The sequence below is a fragment of the Flavobacterium sp. genome (genome assembly GCF_047602195.1).
Taxonomy (GTDB): Bacteria; Bacteroidota; Bacteroidia; order Flavobacteriales; family Flavobacteriaceae; genus Flavobacterium.
Genome location: NZ_JASGHW010000004.1, coordinates 644,378 through 660,670, shown reverse-complemented (window position 1 = coordinate 660,670; position 16,293 = coordinate 644,378). Strand labels below are relative to the sequence as shown.

12 protein-coding genes are annotated in these 16,293 nt (G+C 42.7%); 6 read left to right on the top strand and 6 right to left on the bottom strand.

Annotated features, from left to right (window positions below; genetic code table 11):
- Window positions 1–2: 2 nt before the first annotated feature.
- Window positions 3–764, top strand: coding sequence for an SDR family NAD(P)-dependent oxidoreductase (locus QM717_RS09190; protein WP_415037063.1), 762 nt, complete (start codon window positions 3–5; stop codon window positions 762–764).
- Window positions 765–911: 147 nt separating this feature from the next.
- The gene (locus QM717_RS09185; RefSeq protein ID WP_415037061.1) at window positions 912–4,124 is read left to right on the top strand and encodes a sigma 54-interacting transcriptional regulator; all 3,213 of its coding nucleotides are present in this window, start codon (window positions 912–914) and stop codon (window positions 4,122–4,124) included.
- On the opposite strand, the gene QM717_RS09180 is transcribed toward QM717_RS09185, so the two are convergent.
- From QM717_RS09180 to QM717_RS09155, 6 genes are all read right to left on the bottom strand, one after another.
- Window positions 4,121–4,933, bottom strand: coding sequence for a helix-turn-helix domain-containing protein (locus QM717_RS09180; protein ID WP_415037059.1), 813 nt, complete (start codon window positions 4,931–4,933; stop codon window positions 4,121–4,123). The genes QM717_RS09185 and QM717_RS09180 overlap by 4 nt on opposite strands.
- 138 nt (window positions 4,934–5,071) lie before the next feature.
- Window positions 5,072–8,566, bottom strand: a complete 3,495-nt coding sequence (locus QM717_RS09175; RefSeq protein WP_415037057.1) for a phosphoesterase — start codon at window positions 8,564–8,566, stop codon at window positions 5,072–5,074.
- A gap of 16 nt (window positions 8,567–8,582) precedes the next feature.
- Window positions 8,583–9,050: a hemerythrin domain-containing protein gene (locus QM717_RS09170; protein ID WP_415037055.1), complete on the bottom strand. Its 468-nt coding sequence runs from the start codon at window positions 9,048–9,050 to the stop codon at window positions 8,583–8,585.
- Window positions 9,047–10,138 (bottom strand): lipase family protein, encoded by a 1,092-nt coding sequence (locus QM717_RS09165; RefSeq protein ID WP_415037053.1) that lies wholly within the window; start codon window positions 10,136–10,138, stop codon window positions 9,047–9,049. The genes QM717_RS09170 and QM717_RS09165 overlap by 4 nt, the downstream gene beginning before the upstream one ends.
- A 22-nt stretch (window positions 10,139–10,160) precedes the next feature.
- A complete protein-coding gene (locus QM717_RS09160) occupies window positions 10,161–11,426 on the bottom strand; it encodes an NAD(P)/FAD-dependent oxidoreductase (protein WP_415037051.1) in 1,266 nt (421 codons plus the stop codon).
- A gap of 168 nt (window positions 11,427–11,594) precedes the next feature.
- Window positions 11,595–11,945: a hypothetical protein gene (locus tag QM717_RS09155; protein WP_415037049.1), complete on the bottom strand. Its 351-nt coding sequence runs from the start codon at window positions 11,943–11,945 to the stop codon at window positions 11,595–11,597.
- Window positions 11,946–12,204: 259 nt separating this feature from the next.
- Here QM717_RS09155 and QM717_RS09150 point away from each other — a divergent pair, with 259 nt between their 5' ends.
- The 4 genes from QM717_RS09150 to QM717_RS09135 all read left to right on the top strand — a co-directional run bounded on the left by QM717_RS09150 (window position 12,205) and on the right by QM717_RS09135 (window position 16,183).
- The gene (locus tag QM717_RS09150; protein ID WP_415037047.1) at window positions 12,205–13,647 is read left to right on the top strand and encodes a serine hydrolase; all 1,443 of its coding nucleotides are present in this window, start codon (window positions 12,205–12,207) and stop codon (window positions 13,645–13,647) included.
- 74 nt (window positions 13,648–13,721) lie between these two features.
- Entirely contained in the window at window positions 13,722–14,459 is a 738-nt protein-coding gene (locus QM717_RS09145; RefSeq protein ID WP_415037045.1) for a YoaK family protein, read from the top strand.
- A gap of 213 nt (window positions 14,460–14,672) precedes the next feature.
- Window positions 14,673–15,335, top strand: a complete 663-nt coding sequence (locus QM717_RS09140) for a hypothetical protein (RefSeq protein WP_415037043.1) — start codon at window positions 14,673–14,675, stop codon at window positions 15,333–15,335.
- Window positions 15,336–15,496: 161 nt separating this feature from the next.
- Window positions 15,497–16,183 (top strand): hypothetical protein, encoded by a 687-nt coding sequence (locus QM717_RS09135; protein WP_415037041.1) that lies wholly within the window; start codon window positions 15,497–15,499, stop codon window positions 16,181–16,183.
- Window positions 16,184–16,293 lie beyond the last annotated feature (110 nt).

Here is a 16,293-nt window from a genome sequence, read left to right as displayed (position 1 = left end):
TTATGGAATTACAAGGAAAAATAGCAGTGATTACAGGCGGTGCCAGTGGAATTGGGCTCGCACTGGCCGAGCGCTTCATTAAGGAAGGTGCCACTGTGGTCATTTCAGATATCAATGAGAAAGCCTTAAATGAAAAGGCCGCAGAAATAAAAGCCACGCCCATCCCCGCAAATGTAGCCATTGAAGAAGATGTACGCAATCTGGTTGAAAAAACCACCAATCGCTTTGGACGCATTGACATCTTTGTTTCAAATGCCGGGATTGCAAAATTTGGAGGCATCGAGAGTTCAAAAGCTGATTGGGATTTTACCATGGGCGTAAATCTCATGTCGCAAATCTATGCCGCCAAACATGTTCTGCCACAAATGGTTGAAAGAGGAAGCGGTTATTTAGTCAATACGGCTTCGGCAGCGGGCTTGTTGGTCGAATTTCATTCTGTGCTGTACAGCACGAGCAAGCATGCCTGTATCGGATTGGCCGAGTGGCTTGCAGCGACCTACAGTGAGGCCGGAGTCAAGGTCACCGTGGTTTGCCCGGGGCCGGTACGTACACCAATGTCGGTAGGAGTGGCTGCTATGCAAGAAGATGCTATCGAACCCGAAGAATTGGTCAACCAGATCATCGAAGCGATAGAAAAAGAAAAATTCATGGTATCATCACATGAGAAGATTTGGAAATTGTATCAAACAAAAGCGCAGGATTATGACCATTATATCGACTTGTTGACTCAGAGAAGGGCTTATAAACTAGGGCTAGACAAGTAGTAAAATGTAAAAATCTCTTTTGGATATCCTCCAAAAAGAATCAGGATGAGATATTGCTAAAAAGCGGTCTCCCAAACCTTTCTTTTCGGAGGATATTATTATTAAACCTAAACAATTTTATTACTTTTAACTACCAATCCAATCCCTATGGAAAAGCGTAACAAAATCTCTCAACCTTCCGAAACCTCAACCTTCCGTAACAAGGCTGAGAGAGAACTTTTGCTTACGCTAAGCAGACATATGGCTTCGGTCAATCGAAAAGAAGAATTGCTTACACTTTTGAATACACAGGTCCGGAAGGTATTTCCGTACAAGCATTCGAATATTGTACAATTGAATCCCGGCAAAGAAACGTTTTCTGCCTTTTTGACCGATCCCGATTCGGCATCACAAACGCATTCCAGTTATCAAAAATTATTGGTCAACCGCTTTCCTGTTGACGATTGTCTTCTAAAAAAAGTACTCCAACAAGATATGCCCGTTGTGTTGAATCTTTCCGAGGCCAAAAAAAGCAATTGCCTACCCGTATACTTAATACCTGCACAGGAATCGGGTCTTGTCGAAATCGTATCGGTACGATTACAGGTAGATGGGGAAATATTCGGGGTTTTAAGTTTCTTTTCCGATTCAGTCGGACAGTTTGACAATTTCTTGGATACGATTATGGGAATCGCCAGTCAAGTTTCGGTAGCAGTGGCCAATATTGTCGCCTACCAAATCATCCGTAAAAAAGAATCCGAACAACAAACCCTACTCGATTTGAGCCAGAAAATGGCAAAGATTAGGGACAAATCTGAGCTTTTGTCAACGATAAATTCAGAGCTAAAAAAGATTTTTTACTTTGCCTTTAGTACGGTAACCATAATAAACAAAGACAGGGAATCCTTTCGAATGTACCTTTTTGACCCGGACTCACCCTCGAAACAGCATCCTGACTACCAGTCACACATACAAACCCACTACAAGATAAAAGATGGTGTTTATGACCGATTGATTAAATCAGAAGAACCCACCATAACACTTTACGACCAGGTGATCAATATGCCAACTCCGCCTGGCTACGCTAAAATTCACTTTGAATCCGGCGTAAGGGAAGCCATTTCAGTTCCGCTTTTCAACGAGGAACAAGTCTGGGCAGTACTGCATTTCTTTTCAGAATATCCCGGAGGTTTTATCGAGCATCTACCAATTATCAAAGCCATCGGAAGCCAAATTTCAATTGCCGCATACAATGCCATCGCAAACGAGGAAATCTCCGAGCGCGAGCGAGAAAAAGAAATGCTGCTTTCGCTCAGCTATGAAATGGCAAGGATTCGCGACAAAGACAAACTGCTTGCCGTTATCAATACCAAGCTTCGGGATATACTCTATTTTACACACACAAGTGTGCAAGTCATTGATTGGAAAACCGAAACTTTTACCGTTTTCTTCACCGATCCTAATTCCCGTTCGCGCCGTCATCCCGGATTTGATGAAATGGTCACCACACCTTTTCCAATCCATGACGGGGTATTTGACACCTTGATCCAATCCGCAGAAGTAACGATTTCTGATGTAGAGGAAATCAATACCCGTCCAAACGCTCCATCCTATGCGAAAATCCATTTGGCCGTTGGCCTGAAACAGGCCGCATCCATCGCCCTTTTCGGTGAACATGAGGAAATTTTCGGGGTACTGACCTTTTATTCCGATCGTAAAAACGTCTTCACACCCGAGTACAAAAAAATAGTCAAAAGCATTGCAGACCAGATTTCCATAGCGGTATCGAACATAGTGGCACATCAGGATGTCCGCCAACGGGAAAGAGAAAAAGAAAGCCTATTGTCCATCAGCAACGAAATGTCGGCAATTCGGGGAGTTAAGGACCTGAAAAAGGCACTGCCTGCAAAACTTCGGGAAATATTTGGCTTCGAGGATTTGCTGATCACACTTTACGACTCCGAACGTAGTCTGACTGTCCCATTTTTGGTCGATTTTTCAAAACAGCACTCGCTTGGGGAGGCTTTTTTCAATTTAAATAAGTCCGATGCAAATGCAATCGAGATTATCATAAGCGGCGCAGGAAACCCCATATTGAACTTGGAGCAATACCAAGGCAAGAACAATTTTTTTGTACGCTTGAAATCAGCCAATTACAAACAGTTAATCTTTGCCCGTCTACAATCAGGAGGACGTACGATTGGGTTTATATGTTTGCTTTCCATAGACAGCCATAACTTCTCCGAAAACCACCTTTCAATGGTACGGGGAATAGCAGACCAGATTGCGATTGCCATAACCAATATCCTGGCCAATGAACGTATTGTGAGACAACTGGAGGAAATCAATTCATACAAACAACAACTGGAGCAGGAAAACCTTTACCTGCAACAGGAAATAGATACCGTCTACAATTACTCCGAGATTATTGGAAGCGGTCCGGAAATGCAAAAAGTTTATCGGCTGGTTTCACAGGTGGCAGCCACAAACAGTACAGTATTGATTACCGGCGAAACAGGAACAGGAAAAGAACTGGTCGCACGTGCCATACATGATTCCTCGCCGCGAAAAGGAAAATTGATGATTAAAGTCAATTGTGCCGCTTTACCGCCGCAACTTATCGAAAGTGAACTTTTCGGTCATGAACGTGGAAGTTTTACAGGAGCAACCGAACGGCGAATTGGCAAGTTCGAGCTGGCCAATAAGAGTACACTATTTCTTGACGAGATTGGAGAATTACCCCTTGAATTGCAAGTAAAACTGTTACGTGCCCTTCAGGAAAAAGAAATCGAACGTGTAGGCGGACAAAACACAATTCCAGTTGATGTAAGGATTATTGCAGCCACAAACCGCGATTTGCAAAAAGAAGTCTTGGACGGCAAATTCCGCAGCGACCTTTTTTATCGCCTCAATGTGTTCCCTATTGCGCTCCCGCCCCTACGAGAAAGAAAGGAAGACATCCCGTCTTTGGTAACGTTTTTCATTAAGAGATTCTCCAGGAATGGCAAACATCCAGTAACAGGTGTGACACAATCCGTACTCAACTTAATGACAAACTACTCATGGCCGGGCAATGTACGCGAATTGGAGCACCTGATTGAACGCAGCGTACTGTTAGCAGATACCAACCTAATAAAGTCAGTAATTCTTCCTGGAAAGAGGATAAACGGCGACATGCTCCTCCCTGGCAATGAACATTTCGTTATGAAAACAATGCAGCAAATGGAAAGGGACTACCTGCTCCAAGTGCTGCAATATTGCAAAGGAAAAATTCAGGGGCCGGGAGGTGCAGCAGAATTATTGGATATGCCTGGAACAACCTTACACTCACGCTTGAAAAAACTCGGTATCCAAAAAAAGCACTATTCTGAATACTCTTAATTCAATTCCAAGCATTTAAATTTAGCAAAATTTTTACCCGTGGCTTTTTTAAAGAACTTACTGAAATACGCCACATCCTCATACCCCAAATGATAGGCAATTTGCTTCAACCCCATCCCTTCATTCCTTGCCTTGCCTATAGCCTCTTCAAGGATAGCATTATGGATATGATAACTAGCAGTAAAGCCAGATATTCTTTTAATCTTGATATTTAAATAATTAGGAGAGATATGAAGGAGATCCGCATACTCGGAAACCCTTTTAAGTGTCATGAAATTTTTTTTGACAAGATCGATGAATCGGTTTACCAATCGTATGTCCTCGAGTGAGTAAGGGAGAGATACATCATCTATCTCACAATCCCGCGCCATTTGTAAAAGTAAAAGCCTCATCAACCCAGTCATCATTTCGTTGCGGCATATATCTTTTTCAGATTCATATTCCCTCAAAAGTGAACCTAACAAAAGTTGAATCTCGGGGGTTACCGTTGTACATAATTTCTCAGGAACAAGAAAATTGAAAACCCCTAGGCCATCTCCGGTCATAATCATTTCCGTCTGGAGTCTGGCCAAAAATTCCACAGGAAAGTTAAAGATATACCCTCCAGAAACCGTCTTCAAGGCATCTTGAAGTTCTTCAGAACGCAAACAGGTCAGAGTGTTTTGGTTGATCAGGTTTATTGATCCATTGCGTACCGTTTGGATTTCACCGTTTTGTAACCAAAGCAACGAGTAATGGGAGCCTACCTTTGGCAAACAAGAAGGATAATGGGTCGTAACCGATTTGACAGAAAAAGTAAATTTTTGCATGATAGTGTTGTGTTTCAATTGAGAATCCAAACACAATGCCTCTTTTCAAAATATTGAAAATCAAATACTTAAAACCTTTCGCCATTTCAAAATCTACTAAATATCGTAGAAATACGAATATAGCTACGTTATTTCGGATTAAAATTCAATCTTTAACCCTGCACTCACTCTGCCCCCATCCTCAGAGCTAAAAAAAGAAGCGTTTGCAGTGGTAAAGCCCGCAAGGTTAAAAAAGAGCCCACCACCCGGTGTAATATGCCACTTTCTTGAATAATCGTCTTCCAGCCATACCCGTCCATAATCTAAACCTCCAAAGAAGCCCCACTTCACCGGTATAATTCCAGTCCGTAACCGTCCAAGCGAAACCCTTATGTCCGTATTATGGTACAATGCGGTTTTACCGCTAAAGCGTTGCTGCCTCAATCCACGAAGGCCATCACCATCTCCTATAACAGCAGCCTGATAAAACTCATAATTGTCATTGAAAATATGTTTCCCCTTGATTTTCGTTGCAAAGACAACAATTCCACGGCGATCAAGCCTTGTCGTCAGTCTCAACTCGGGATTCAGATATACAAAATTCTTGTTGTCTTCAAAACTTGTCGTGTACCCCACGGTCAATCCGCCGCCAAGCCCATTCCTTGGAAACGACGCATTGTCAAAGTTGTCATATTGGTACGACGCCTCGGCCGAATAAAAGCGCTGATCCTTGAAAATCCTGTCAGGAAAAGAAAAAGAATTTATAAGGCGTCCATCGGTATCCTCGACCTCAATATCCTCAAAACGTAGTCCGAAGCGCAATGAACTACCTCCATAACTCCTGTAAATCAACGAAGGCGCAATATGGATGGTTTGGAGGCGAACCCTGTAATAATCCATATCCCGGTCCCGGTCAAAAACAGTCTCGTTCCCGAACCCGAAAAAATTGTTAGTGTACAAAGGCGAAGTATATCCTGCCGAAACAGCCAGGTTCACATTTTGGAAAACATGGGCAAACTCTCCCTTGTAATTTACTTTTATCCCATTCGTGGCCGTAAAAAAGGACGCTTGCGCCTTGTGCTGCGATGTAAACGGATTGCGTCTTATGTCGTTCACGGTCAAGCTACCGGAAACCCCAATCCCAAAACCATCGTCCGGGTTATAAGCCAGCAATGGCAGATACGAAGGAATCACCTTGCGTCCGGCCATATAATTATACTGGTTCAATTCATAATCATGGTTTAATGTCTTATGTGCCCCGGTCTCGAATACATCATTGTCAGACTTCTGGTCATATATCCTTACCTTTCTTTTATTGGACAGTCGGTATATATCTTGTTTCTTTCCCCCAACAATCTTGATGCAAATCTTTGCCCGCTCTTGCCCCTGCACTTCAAATACATCATTCCCGTCAAGGCCATACAGCCAGATTTCCTTCGTGACTCGTTCATCATAATCAACATCCATGAAGACCGTCTCCCCTTTTTCTTTATCAACCCTATATCCCTTTATGTTTGTCCTGGCATCCGCCAATCGCGTAATTACAAAATGATCATCCTTGTCGGTCCCGGTAATCATCTGGAACGACTTTAGGTTGCGGTACATGTCACCTGCATGTGTCTCAATCTTGTCAATCCGCGCAAGGAATGCATCGCGGATCTGCTTCTGCCGTTTCTTGTCAATTTCCTCAGGAAAATTCAGGAAAGCCCGGTCAACAACTTCGGGGGTCAAGTGCGCCTTAATGTACCGTGCCTCACGTATCCAGTCTTCCTCCGTGTCTTTAACAAGGACAAGCCGGTCCACATCGTCCCCAGCATCATTGAACCAGCGGGTACTCTGGTAGTGACTTTTATACCGTTGCAAAAAGCGAAGCATCGGGTTGAAGGTAGTCAACAATCTCGCAACAAAACCGTCCGTATCACAGAAAGCCTGGTCACGGTCACGAGGAACCGGACTATAAACCGAAGTCCCATCATCCCGTTTGTCTTCAGTCCAACGCCATTGATCGCGGTGGCGGTCAAAATCACCGATAGCGTTGTCAAATAGCCTCGTTCTGATAAAAAGCGATTCGTTTATTTCGTTTTTATCACGCCTTCTCAATTTCTCCAGCAAGTCCTCCGTGCCAATAATTTTGTCATGGAAACCAAAATTAGGCGCATCTCCAAATCCGCTGCCCGCCTGTTCCTCAATAAAATAAACCCCCTCGGCATATTCTTCATTGTATATCCCAAGTGCCTTCTGGCGTGGCAGATAGAACAATTTCGGATTGGGATGGTACAGCCCAATGGCATCCGACAATTCCGGAACGGTCAACGGTGCATAAGGATTGGCGGTAGTCCAACTGTCCCGCAAGACACGGATGAAATAAGTGTTGTTCATGTCCGGCGTGAGATAAAAAGTCTTGAAAAGAAAATATTGCATGAATCGCAAGGCATCTTTCCTCGAATTTCGCAAAGTATATTCCTTGCCGTTCCTGTCGGTCAGCCTAAGCGAGTTGGTTTGATGCCCGCCACCCTTCCGTACCGGTGTCAAACCACCGTACAATGTATCCAGCAGCACCGTCTTGATTTTTACCGGAGTAAGGTAATCCTTCCTGAAATGGTTCCCCCAAAGTAACCTATAGGCTGCCGAGTGATGGAGTTCTTCTTCCGTATAAATGGACTTATATACATACTGCGGGTTTTCCTTTTCATGGTAATCAACCTCAGAAAGGGCTTTATCGGCAGGGAATATTTCTTTCGAAAACACAGCCTTGCTAAAATGGTTCGACGATCCGAACATTTCCAGGAACGAAGAGCCATCAGCATACAGCGATATTTTCGCATAACCTTCCTCGCCCGACCCAAAAACAAGGCTTCCTCCTTTCGGTTTACAAGCCGGCTCGCCTATGCCACTTATCACAACAGGAATATCGTTCTTGACAATATACTGCAAATCCGGCTCCCCTCCCGAGACAAAAATAACGTTGCTGAAACGTCTGGACAAGGTCATGACCCTGTCACTAAAATTCTCATAGTAGTTGTTATTGACCTGGTTGGGGTCAAACCCCAACGAATAGGGATTGCCAAATTTACCCCGGTTAACCGGAGCATGGTACATGGCCACAAAAACGGTTTTCCCTTGGCTTTTCACAATCTCCTGCTCCAGTTTGGTGTAAAACGCATCCTTACTTCGAATATCGCAATCGGCATTAAAGTCCAACAGCCCATCCCAGTCCATCATCGCCCATCGAGAATCCACACAAATCAGGTCCGCCAGCTCATTCAGCTTAGTCTTTTCTATGCCGCAACCGTTTCCAGGCAACCATTTCACACTCTTGATATGATTTGCCGCCTCCTGCTTTTTATAAATCACCGAACCCTCCTCCCAGTCCAGCGGACCCGGCAGCACATATATCTTCGACGGCTCAAATTTCAAGCCGGCCAAACCCGAAAACAAGTTCCCTCCCTCGTTTCCCCCGCTTCCGGTAATCACGACACTGCTAGGTTCTCCTGTCCCCAAGGAGCTACTTATGGCTTGCAGAACGGCACTGCCGTCAACACCACGCGATGAAATTCCGGTAACATACAAAACATGTTGCGGTTTTTTCTCTGCCTCTTGGGCAGCGGCGCAAAAACACGCCAGGATGGCAATACAATATACAATCGCTTTCATCTTCTCCTTTATTAAGTTAATTCCAAAATTTATCATCATAATCAGTCCAGGCATCAATCCCATACAGTATCGCATTGGTCGCATTGATTGAAAGCGCAACAGATACCGAATTCATCTTCGGCCATAAAACCAATGTCTCAAACCGAAAATGGAGCATCAGCTCTTCCTCAAGGAGACTTAAGGATTTCAGCGGATTGGAGCTGTTCGTTGCCAAGCGCAGCAGCCTGCGGTGTCCCGCCAGTGCACGTTTCATGCTTTTATCATTACCGTCCAGAATAGGATACAAATGCATCTCCTCAAGCGCAAACAACTGCCTCAAATGGTTCTCCACAAACCAATCAGAATAAGCCTTGAGCCGTCTGATTTCCACTCCATTCAACAATCCCTTGCGAAGCCGTTGGCAAAACACCACCCCTTCGCTATGGTTCTCCGCCAACGAAATTACGGGCGCAGAAATGATTTCTGGTTTTGGTTTTGTCTTCATTTCGAATTGTATCTATTAAGCAAATACATGTAAGGCTCATATAGATGGTGCCTGAAAAGGCCGCCGGTTGAATCAAACTTATTATGGTATTCCCCATCGGGCACCAAAACAACCGGAACGCCCGCCGGCACATAATTGAAGCTTTTCGCATAGGTCGGTTCCACAAAATCGGGCAACACCCTACACACTTGCCCATACACTTCATTGCCGTAAAATCGAAGGCCAGAATTTGCCGCCGTCGCGTTGTCCGAAACGGTCTGCAAAAAAACCTTGTTGTTAGGGAGCTCAGTAAGGAAAGAGCCGTCAGGCTTAGACGGGGCAGTCATTGGGTTAACCTGATTCAAATCATGCCAGGTCTGCATCCCCATCAGCATTTCAGGAACCCAATCAGAAGTATTCACCACACGGAACGCCTCACCAGAAAAAATATGGTCAAAATCATAGGCATAGTACAAGTTCCCGGGTTTTGGTGCTGCACTCGCATACACCTTCATCCTCAAATCGGGATACTTGCTCTTATAACGATAGTAAAGCAAGGAAGCATTTAGGAACGACAACGCCCCTCCCTGGCTATGTCCAGAGACAACTAGGCGCTCAATTCCTTGAGACAACAGCGATTTAATCACGGGCTCATATTCCCTTACAAGGAAAGCCGTTCCAAGCAGCCAGCCCGCGTGTACAGAAGCATTCTCAAGCTCGGCCAACTTATAATCGAACCAATAGGAATGATCTATTTTCAGTTTGCCCTTTGCCGGCAGCATCGCACCGTAAAAATTCTCCAGCCAACTGTCCTGGTGGTCAATCGTCGCCCTGAGATTAAGAACCGCTGTTTTGTCATCCACCAAATAAACCTCGCAAAGATTCTTGAGCCCCACTTCCTTCGACCTGAAAATTCGCCTGTAAGAACCCTTACGCAATGCGAAATTGTTCTTCTGCGCCATACTGTCCTGTATTCCTATGAAGGAAAGCCAAAGCATATCGGCATACTCGTCCTTGTCAAATCCCAATTTTATATCGGCTGCTTGCGTCTTCTGCTGTCCGAAACTGCAAATGCAAAAGAGAAGGAAAATAAGATAAATATGTTTCATAATTTTCATTTATATACCATGATTATCGTTTAGGGTTCCCTATGATCATCCGCAGCGATTGGTCCTTGGTCACATAAGCCACCACCCAATTGTAAAGCGTCGTGATTTTATTCCTTGTCCTTTGCAGCGAGACCAAATGCACGAAAAGCCACATTGCCCATGCAAAAAAACCACTGAAATGCATGCCCTTTGGCAAATCAACTACGGCCTTGTTCCTGCCAATGATCGCCATACTGCCTTTATCCTTATAAGCGAACACATTCAGCAACCCCCTCCCGTTAAAAATAACACTGAGATTTTTGGCAAGGTTCATCCCTTGCTGCAAAGCCACCTGGGCCACCTGGGGATGCCCATTGGGATATGAGGGGTCGTGGGCCTGTATGCTGGTGTCGCCTATGGCAAATAAATTGGGGAATCCTTCTACTTTATGGAAAGCATCGGCAATCAGTCTCTTGCCCCTTCCATAACATTCGGCCGGTATGCCTTCAATCATGGCACCGCTAACACCCGCCGCCCAAATAAGGGTATTCGTCTCTATTTCAGATCCGTCCCCAAAAACAACCTTACCGTTTTGGTAATCCTTTACCGTCGTGCCCAGCACAATTTTTACCCCAAGCCGCTCAAGTGCCAAGTAGGATGACTTATGTGTTTTTTCGCTCATCGGTTTCAAGACCGAGTCCCCACCATCTACAAGGTAGACCTCAAGCGATACTTTCTGCCTTGCCAGTTCAGGATAATCCTTCGGCAATACGAAACGTTTCATGTCCGAAAGCATTCCTGAAATCTCCACCCCGGTAGGTCCTGCGCCGGCCACCACTACGTTCAGTTGCTTCGGGCAGTCTCCCTCGCCCAATCGTATCGACACACTTTCCATCTGCCTGAACAAATGGTTCTTGAGTGCCAGGGCATCATTTACAGTCTTCATCGGCAATGCATTGGCCTTTATGTTTTCCATTCCGAAATAATTGGTCTCGACACCCGTGGCCAGTACCAAGCAGTCATATTCCAACTTCCCTGTGCTAAGCACGACTGTTTTATTCTTCGGCTCTATCCTCAAGACCTCGCCCATGTGGTAGGTAACATTTTTCCATCCCTGCAACTGCTTGCGGTAAGGATAGCATATGTTCGAGGTTTCAAGATAACCGGTGGCAAGCTGGTACAGCAAGGGCGGAAAAAAATTATAGTTTTCCCTGTCTACAAGGGTTATCCTCACCTTCTTTTCCTTCCTTAGGTTCTTTACGAAGTTCAGCCCCGCAAATCCGCCGCCTATAACTACTATGTGTCTCATCGTTGCCCATTTGAGTCCGCGGAACATCCCGGGACTATACATTACCTACAAATGTACCCCGGCCATGAAGCCACCTCAATTGTCAATTGGCGATAAAAGATGTATTAATTATAAATCCTTGCCGCTTCCTACAAATAAAAAGCCCCGCGATATGCGGGGCTTTTTATTTCAATCGGTGGTCGATCCTTTTCCTAAACGGTGTTCATGCAAAATATCCAGCAACTCAATTTCTTCCAACGGCATCAGTTGTATCGCGAGATCAATCAAACTTGCCGCATTAGAATTTGGGTCGCGCAAATCAGTCCGTGGCAGTTCGTCGCTTTCAAGCACCAGCAAGGACGCTTTCAATATATCCATGACCAGGTATACAAGGCCACAATAGCTGCCTACGTTTATTTTTGCAATTTTGTGTTCGTTGTTCTCTCCTTCCGCTGCGAGCTGTGAGAAGATGTTTGGGAAACGGGTAACATCTTGAAGGAGTTGGAGGTCCCTTTCGGTGGGTTGGGTGGTTGTCGTCATGATACATGGCTTTAAATTTAACTTAGGCTTATAATTTCCAAAGTTTAAAATACAATCTCTTGTAGATAACCATGGCAAGTTGTAACTCACGCAATGGTCATTGTTTTTTACACCCAGCAGAAATTATAAGCCAAAAAATATATCATATGCTATAATCGCGCTAAATTGCAGGTACAAACAAGCTCGCGCCATTTTATCAAACAATACCGCAAACCCGATTGACAAAAATCAAATGAAGAAACAACTAATACTTTTTATCATGCTTGCAACTTGCTCAGCATCCGCACAAGTTGATAAAAATTCCGACCTCTATAAAACCATTCTTGCAAAAGACAGTTTATTATTCGACGTCGGTTTCAATACTTGCGACATCAAGCAGTTTGAAATATTATTGAGCGACAACCTCAAATTCTATCACGACAAAGACGGCATTTCCGATAAAGCCAAATTCCTGACCGATTTAAAGAACGGAATTTGCAACAACCAGGCAAACCGTCAAGCCAAGCGGTTTCTGGTCAAAGAAAGCACAGAAATCTTTCCGCTGTACAAAAATGGCGTCCTCTATGCAGCAGTCCAAAATGGGGAACATCTGTTTTCCGAAAAGCGCGAAACCCAGACAGGAATCGCCAAGTTCACCAACGTTTGGCAAATCGAAAATGGCCAATGGAGACTGGCAGCTTCATTCAGTTTCGACCATCAGGCATATGAAAACAAGAAAATTGAAAATCCGATTTTTGACAATGACACTGCAATCGAAAATTGGCTGAAGGAAAATAAGGTTCCCACATTGGGCATCGGGGTCATTGAAAACGGCAAGCTGCAACAAGTAAAAGTTTTCGGCGAAATTACCCCCGGAACTGCTGCGCCTTATAACACGATTTTCAATGTGGCTTCCTTGACCAAACCCGTGACGGCAATGGTTGCACTAAAACTCATTAGTCTGGGCAAATGGAATCTAGACGAACCGCTTTACAAATATTGGACTGACCCAGATATTGCCAACGACTCCCGAAACAAAAAACTGACCACAAGGTTAATTTTAAGCCACCAGACAGGCTTCCCAAATTGGCGCTGGATGAACGAAAACAAAAAGCTCGACTTCCAATTTGAACCCGGAACAAAATACCAATATTCGGGCGAGGGAATGGAATATTTGCGGAAAGCCTTGGAAAAGAAGTTTAATAAATCACTGCAACAGTTGGCCGACGAACTTATTTTCCTACCATTAAAAATGACCGACACCAAATACGTCTGGGACAAAAATGTCGACACTTCAAGATTGGCGACTGGTTACGATCAAAATGGAAAATCTTATGAAACAGTAAAAAACAAGACGCCAAATGCCGCGGACGACTTACTGACCACCATCGAAGATTACGGAAAGTTTCTGGTAAATGTCATCAATGGCGGCGGGTTGACAAAAAACGTATTCGATGAGATGACCGCAAACCAAGTGGAGACGATAAAAGGAAAGCACTTCGGACTGGGTTTCGAAATCTATGATCTGGGCAACGGAGAAATAGCATTGTCGCACGGCGGTTCCGACCGTGGCGTCCAAACGATTGTATTCATCTTACCGAAAACAAAACAAGGGCTTTTAATCTTTACGAATTCTGATACTGGTGGAAATGTTTATGAAGCCTTAATCAAACATTATTTGGGGGAGAAGGGTAGAAAAATAGTTGATATTGAAATGAAATAAAGACAGGAGTTGACTGCCGGCAAACCGAAACATTATATGCCATTTGGAAGAATCTCCGTACTTTAGAAGAAAAAATGTTCCGACACAAAGGCAAAACAAGAACGCTAAAGCACAATTTAAGGATTGCATCGCTCTTATCCTTTGTCGCTGGAATTGTAAACGTCGCCGGTTTTTTGGCCGTCCAGCGTTTAACGACCAATGTGACAGGACATTTCGCGTATCTCATAGATGAAGTATTCAGGTTAGAAATATGGAAAGGAATTATTTATTTCCTCTACATCTTTTTCTTTTTCTTGGGTTCCTTTACCTCCAATTTTCTTATAGAATGGGTTTCAAGAAAAAACAAAACGTCAAGCTTTACGGTTCCTATTTTTCTCGAAAGCTTAATTTTGTTTTTTGCCTCATTTACAGGTAATTTTCTAATATCTGAAAATCCTGATTTACTTGCTTTCAGTTTGCTTTTCGCAATGGGATTACAAAACTCATTAGTCACAACAATTTCTAATTCTACTGTAAGGACAACCCATTTAACCGGTTTGTTTACAGATTTGGGGATCGAATTGTCGCAACTATTTTTTTATTCTCAGAAAGAGCAGAAACAAAAACTAAATGCATCCATTAGATTAAGACTGACCATCATTAGCTTCTTTTTCTTTGGAGGAATAATTGGAGGCATTTTTTATTCAAGCATGAACCTTTATGTGCTGTCAATCGCCGGGGCAACTTTATTGGTGGCCGTTTTTTATGATACGCTGAAACTAAAAGCAATCCTTTTGAAGAGAAAGGCGAGAAAAAACAGAAATGGCATATAGAGAGGCCAGGTTTGTTTTTAAGTTGTTGAAAGTTGTTTATTTGAAATTTATTATTACCTTAGTTTCAAATATTTAGCTGATTATAAAACAACCCCAAATCTTCCCAAATCAGCAATAAAATCACTAATTTTTGAAAAAGTAGTCTGTTTTCTATGCTGATTGTTGTATAGAGACCACAGTAATAAGCTATAAAATAACCCTAAAACAATTATTATGACTCTTCTCGTAATTTCAATTGCTATCACTGCTATAGCTACTCTGGTTCAGGCTTTTTGGAAAATGGAAACATGGAAACCGCGAGTAATATTTACCGCTATTATTTTATTAGGAACCGTAATTACTTACTTTATAGCAAAGGACGATGCTACCAAAAATGATAAACTCCAAGCCGATGTAGAAAGATCAAATTTATTGTTGCAATCTGCCGATGATCAAATAAAAAGTCAATCGAAAACCATCAGTGCTGGCTTTTCTACCCTTACCTCCCAAATTTCAAGGGAATGCAATAATAAGGCGGTATTAAACAGTGTAAAAAATTTAGAGGCAAACGTACAGCGACTTACCAATAATTCTGAAAATCTTATTTCAGAAGCTTTAGGATTAAATGACAGACAAGGATTCCCTGGAAAAAATAGGGACTTTTATATTGAATTAGGTAATAAAAACGCTGTTGTAATAGATACTAAAAATCAGCTTGCCGTATCTAGTGCTGCACCCGATGAAAATAATAAGGTTACAATAATTATTAATGGCTGGAAACGGGGTTTGGCACCAGGAGAGCAGCTTCATTTCGCAGACGACCAAGGAAATCGAGCCTATTTAGTTTATAAAGGTTTGTATGATAAGAAAATGGTTTTCTTCGTGAAGAACCATTAACAATCATAGAGATAAAGCCAGCCGCTAAATAGAGATTGCCTAGATTTCAGAAGCCAGACGTTTCGATTTCACGAAGAAACATTATCATCGTCAGAACTGAACTCGCTTTGATTGGCCACCGCTCAACGGCCAAACGTCATGAACCATATTAATGCAATATTATGAAGAACATTTCATTTGAATGGACATCTGTTAAAATAACATTTGTACTCGCACTAAATGTATTAATTAGTATAATGTATTGGTTTGCTGTGGTAAAATACAAAGAGACAGCGGATGAAATTGCGAATTCATATCATAGCCGTGATATGATATTGATTAATGCCATTAAAACAACAGATTCAAATGTTCCTGAAATTAAAATCCTCAAATACCAATTTGATTACATACAAAAGGTAAAGAAAACAAACTTGCTCTTAGCACATAGATTTTCCTCATATGGATATGCATTTACAGTGTTCTTGTGCATCGCATCCGTAGTTGGTGGAATCTTGGGATTTTTGTTGCTTAAGAGCGGTTGGGAAAATTCAAAAAACTTTTATTTGAAAGCTTCCTTTTTAATTGCATTTGCATGCTCAACTTTATGTGGCATTTTTCCGAGCGTTTTATCTACCAAGGAGAATGCGGCTAGCAATCTAAGCAAATACAATATATACAATGGTATTCAGGTAGATATTTACAACATTGTTACTGATATGGAAGGGTATTTAAAAAGAAATACTAAGGGTTCACTCGATTCACTTCATATAAAAATATTTAACGTCTCGAAAGCCATTAAAGAAAATCAAGGTGTAGATTATAATTTTGATTTAACAAAAATACCAAAGGAAATAAAACCGCTAAATTAGGGTATCGCTTATCCCCCCTGTTAATATCTCCAACTCAAAAAGTCCCAAATCCACATATCACAAACAAAATAAATCACTATTTTTATCAAATAAATCAACCGTAATAAGTT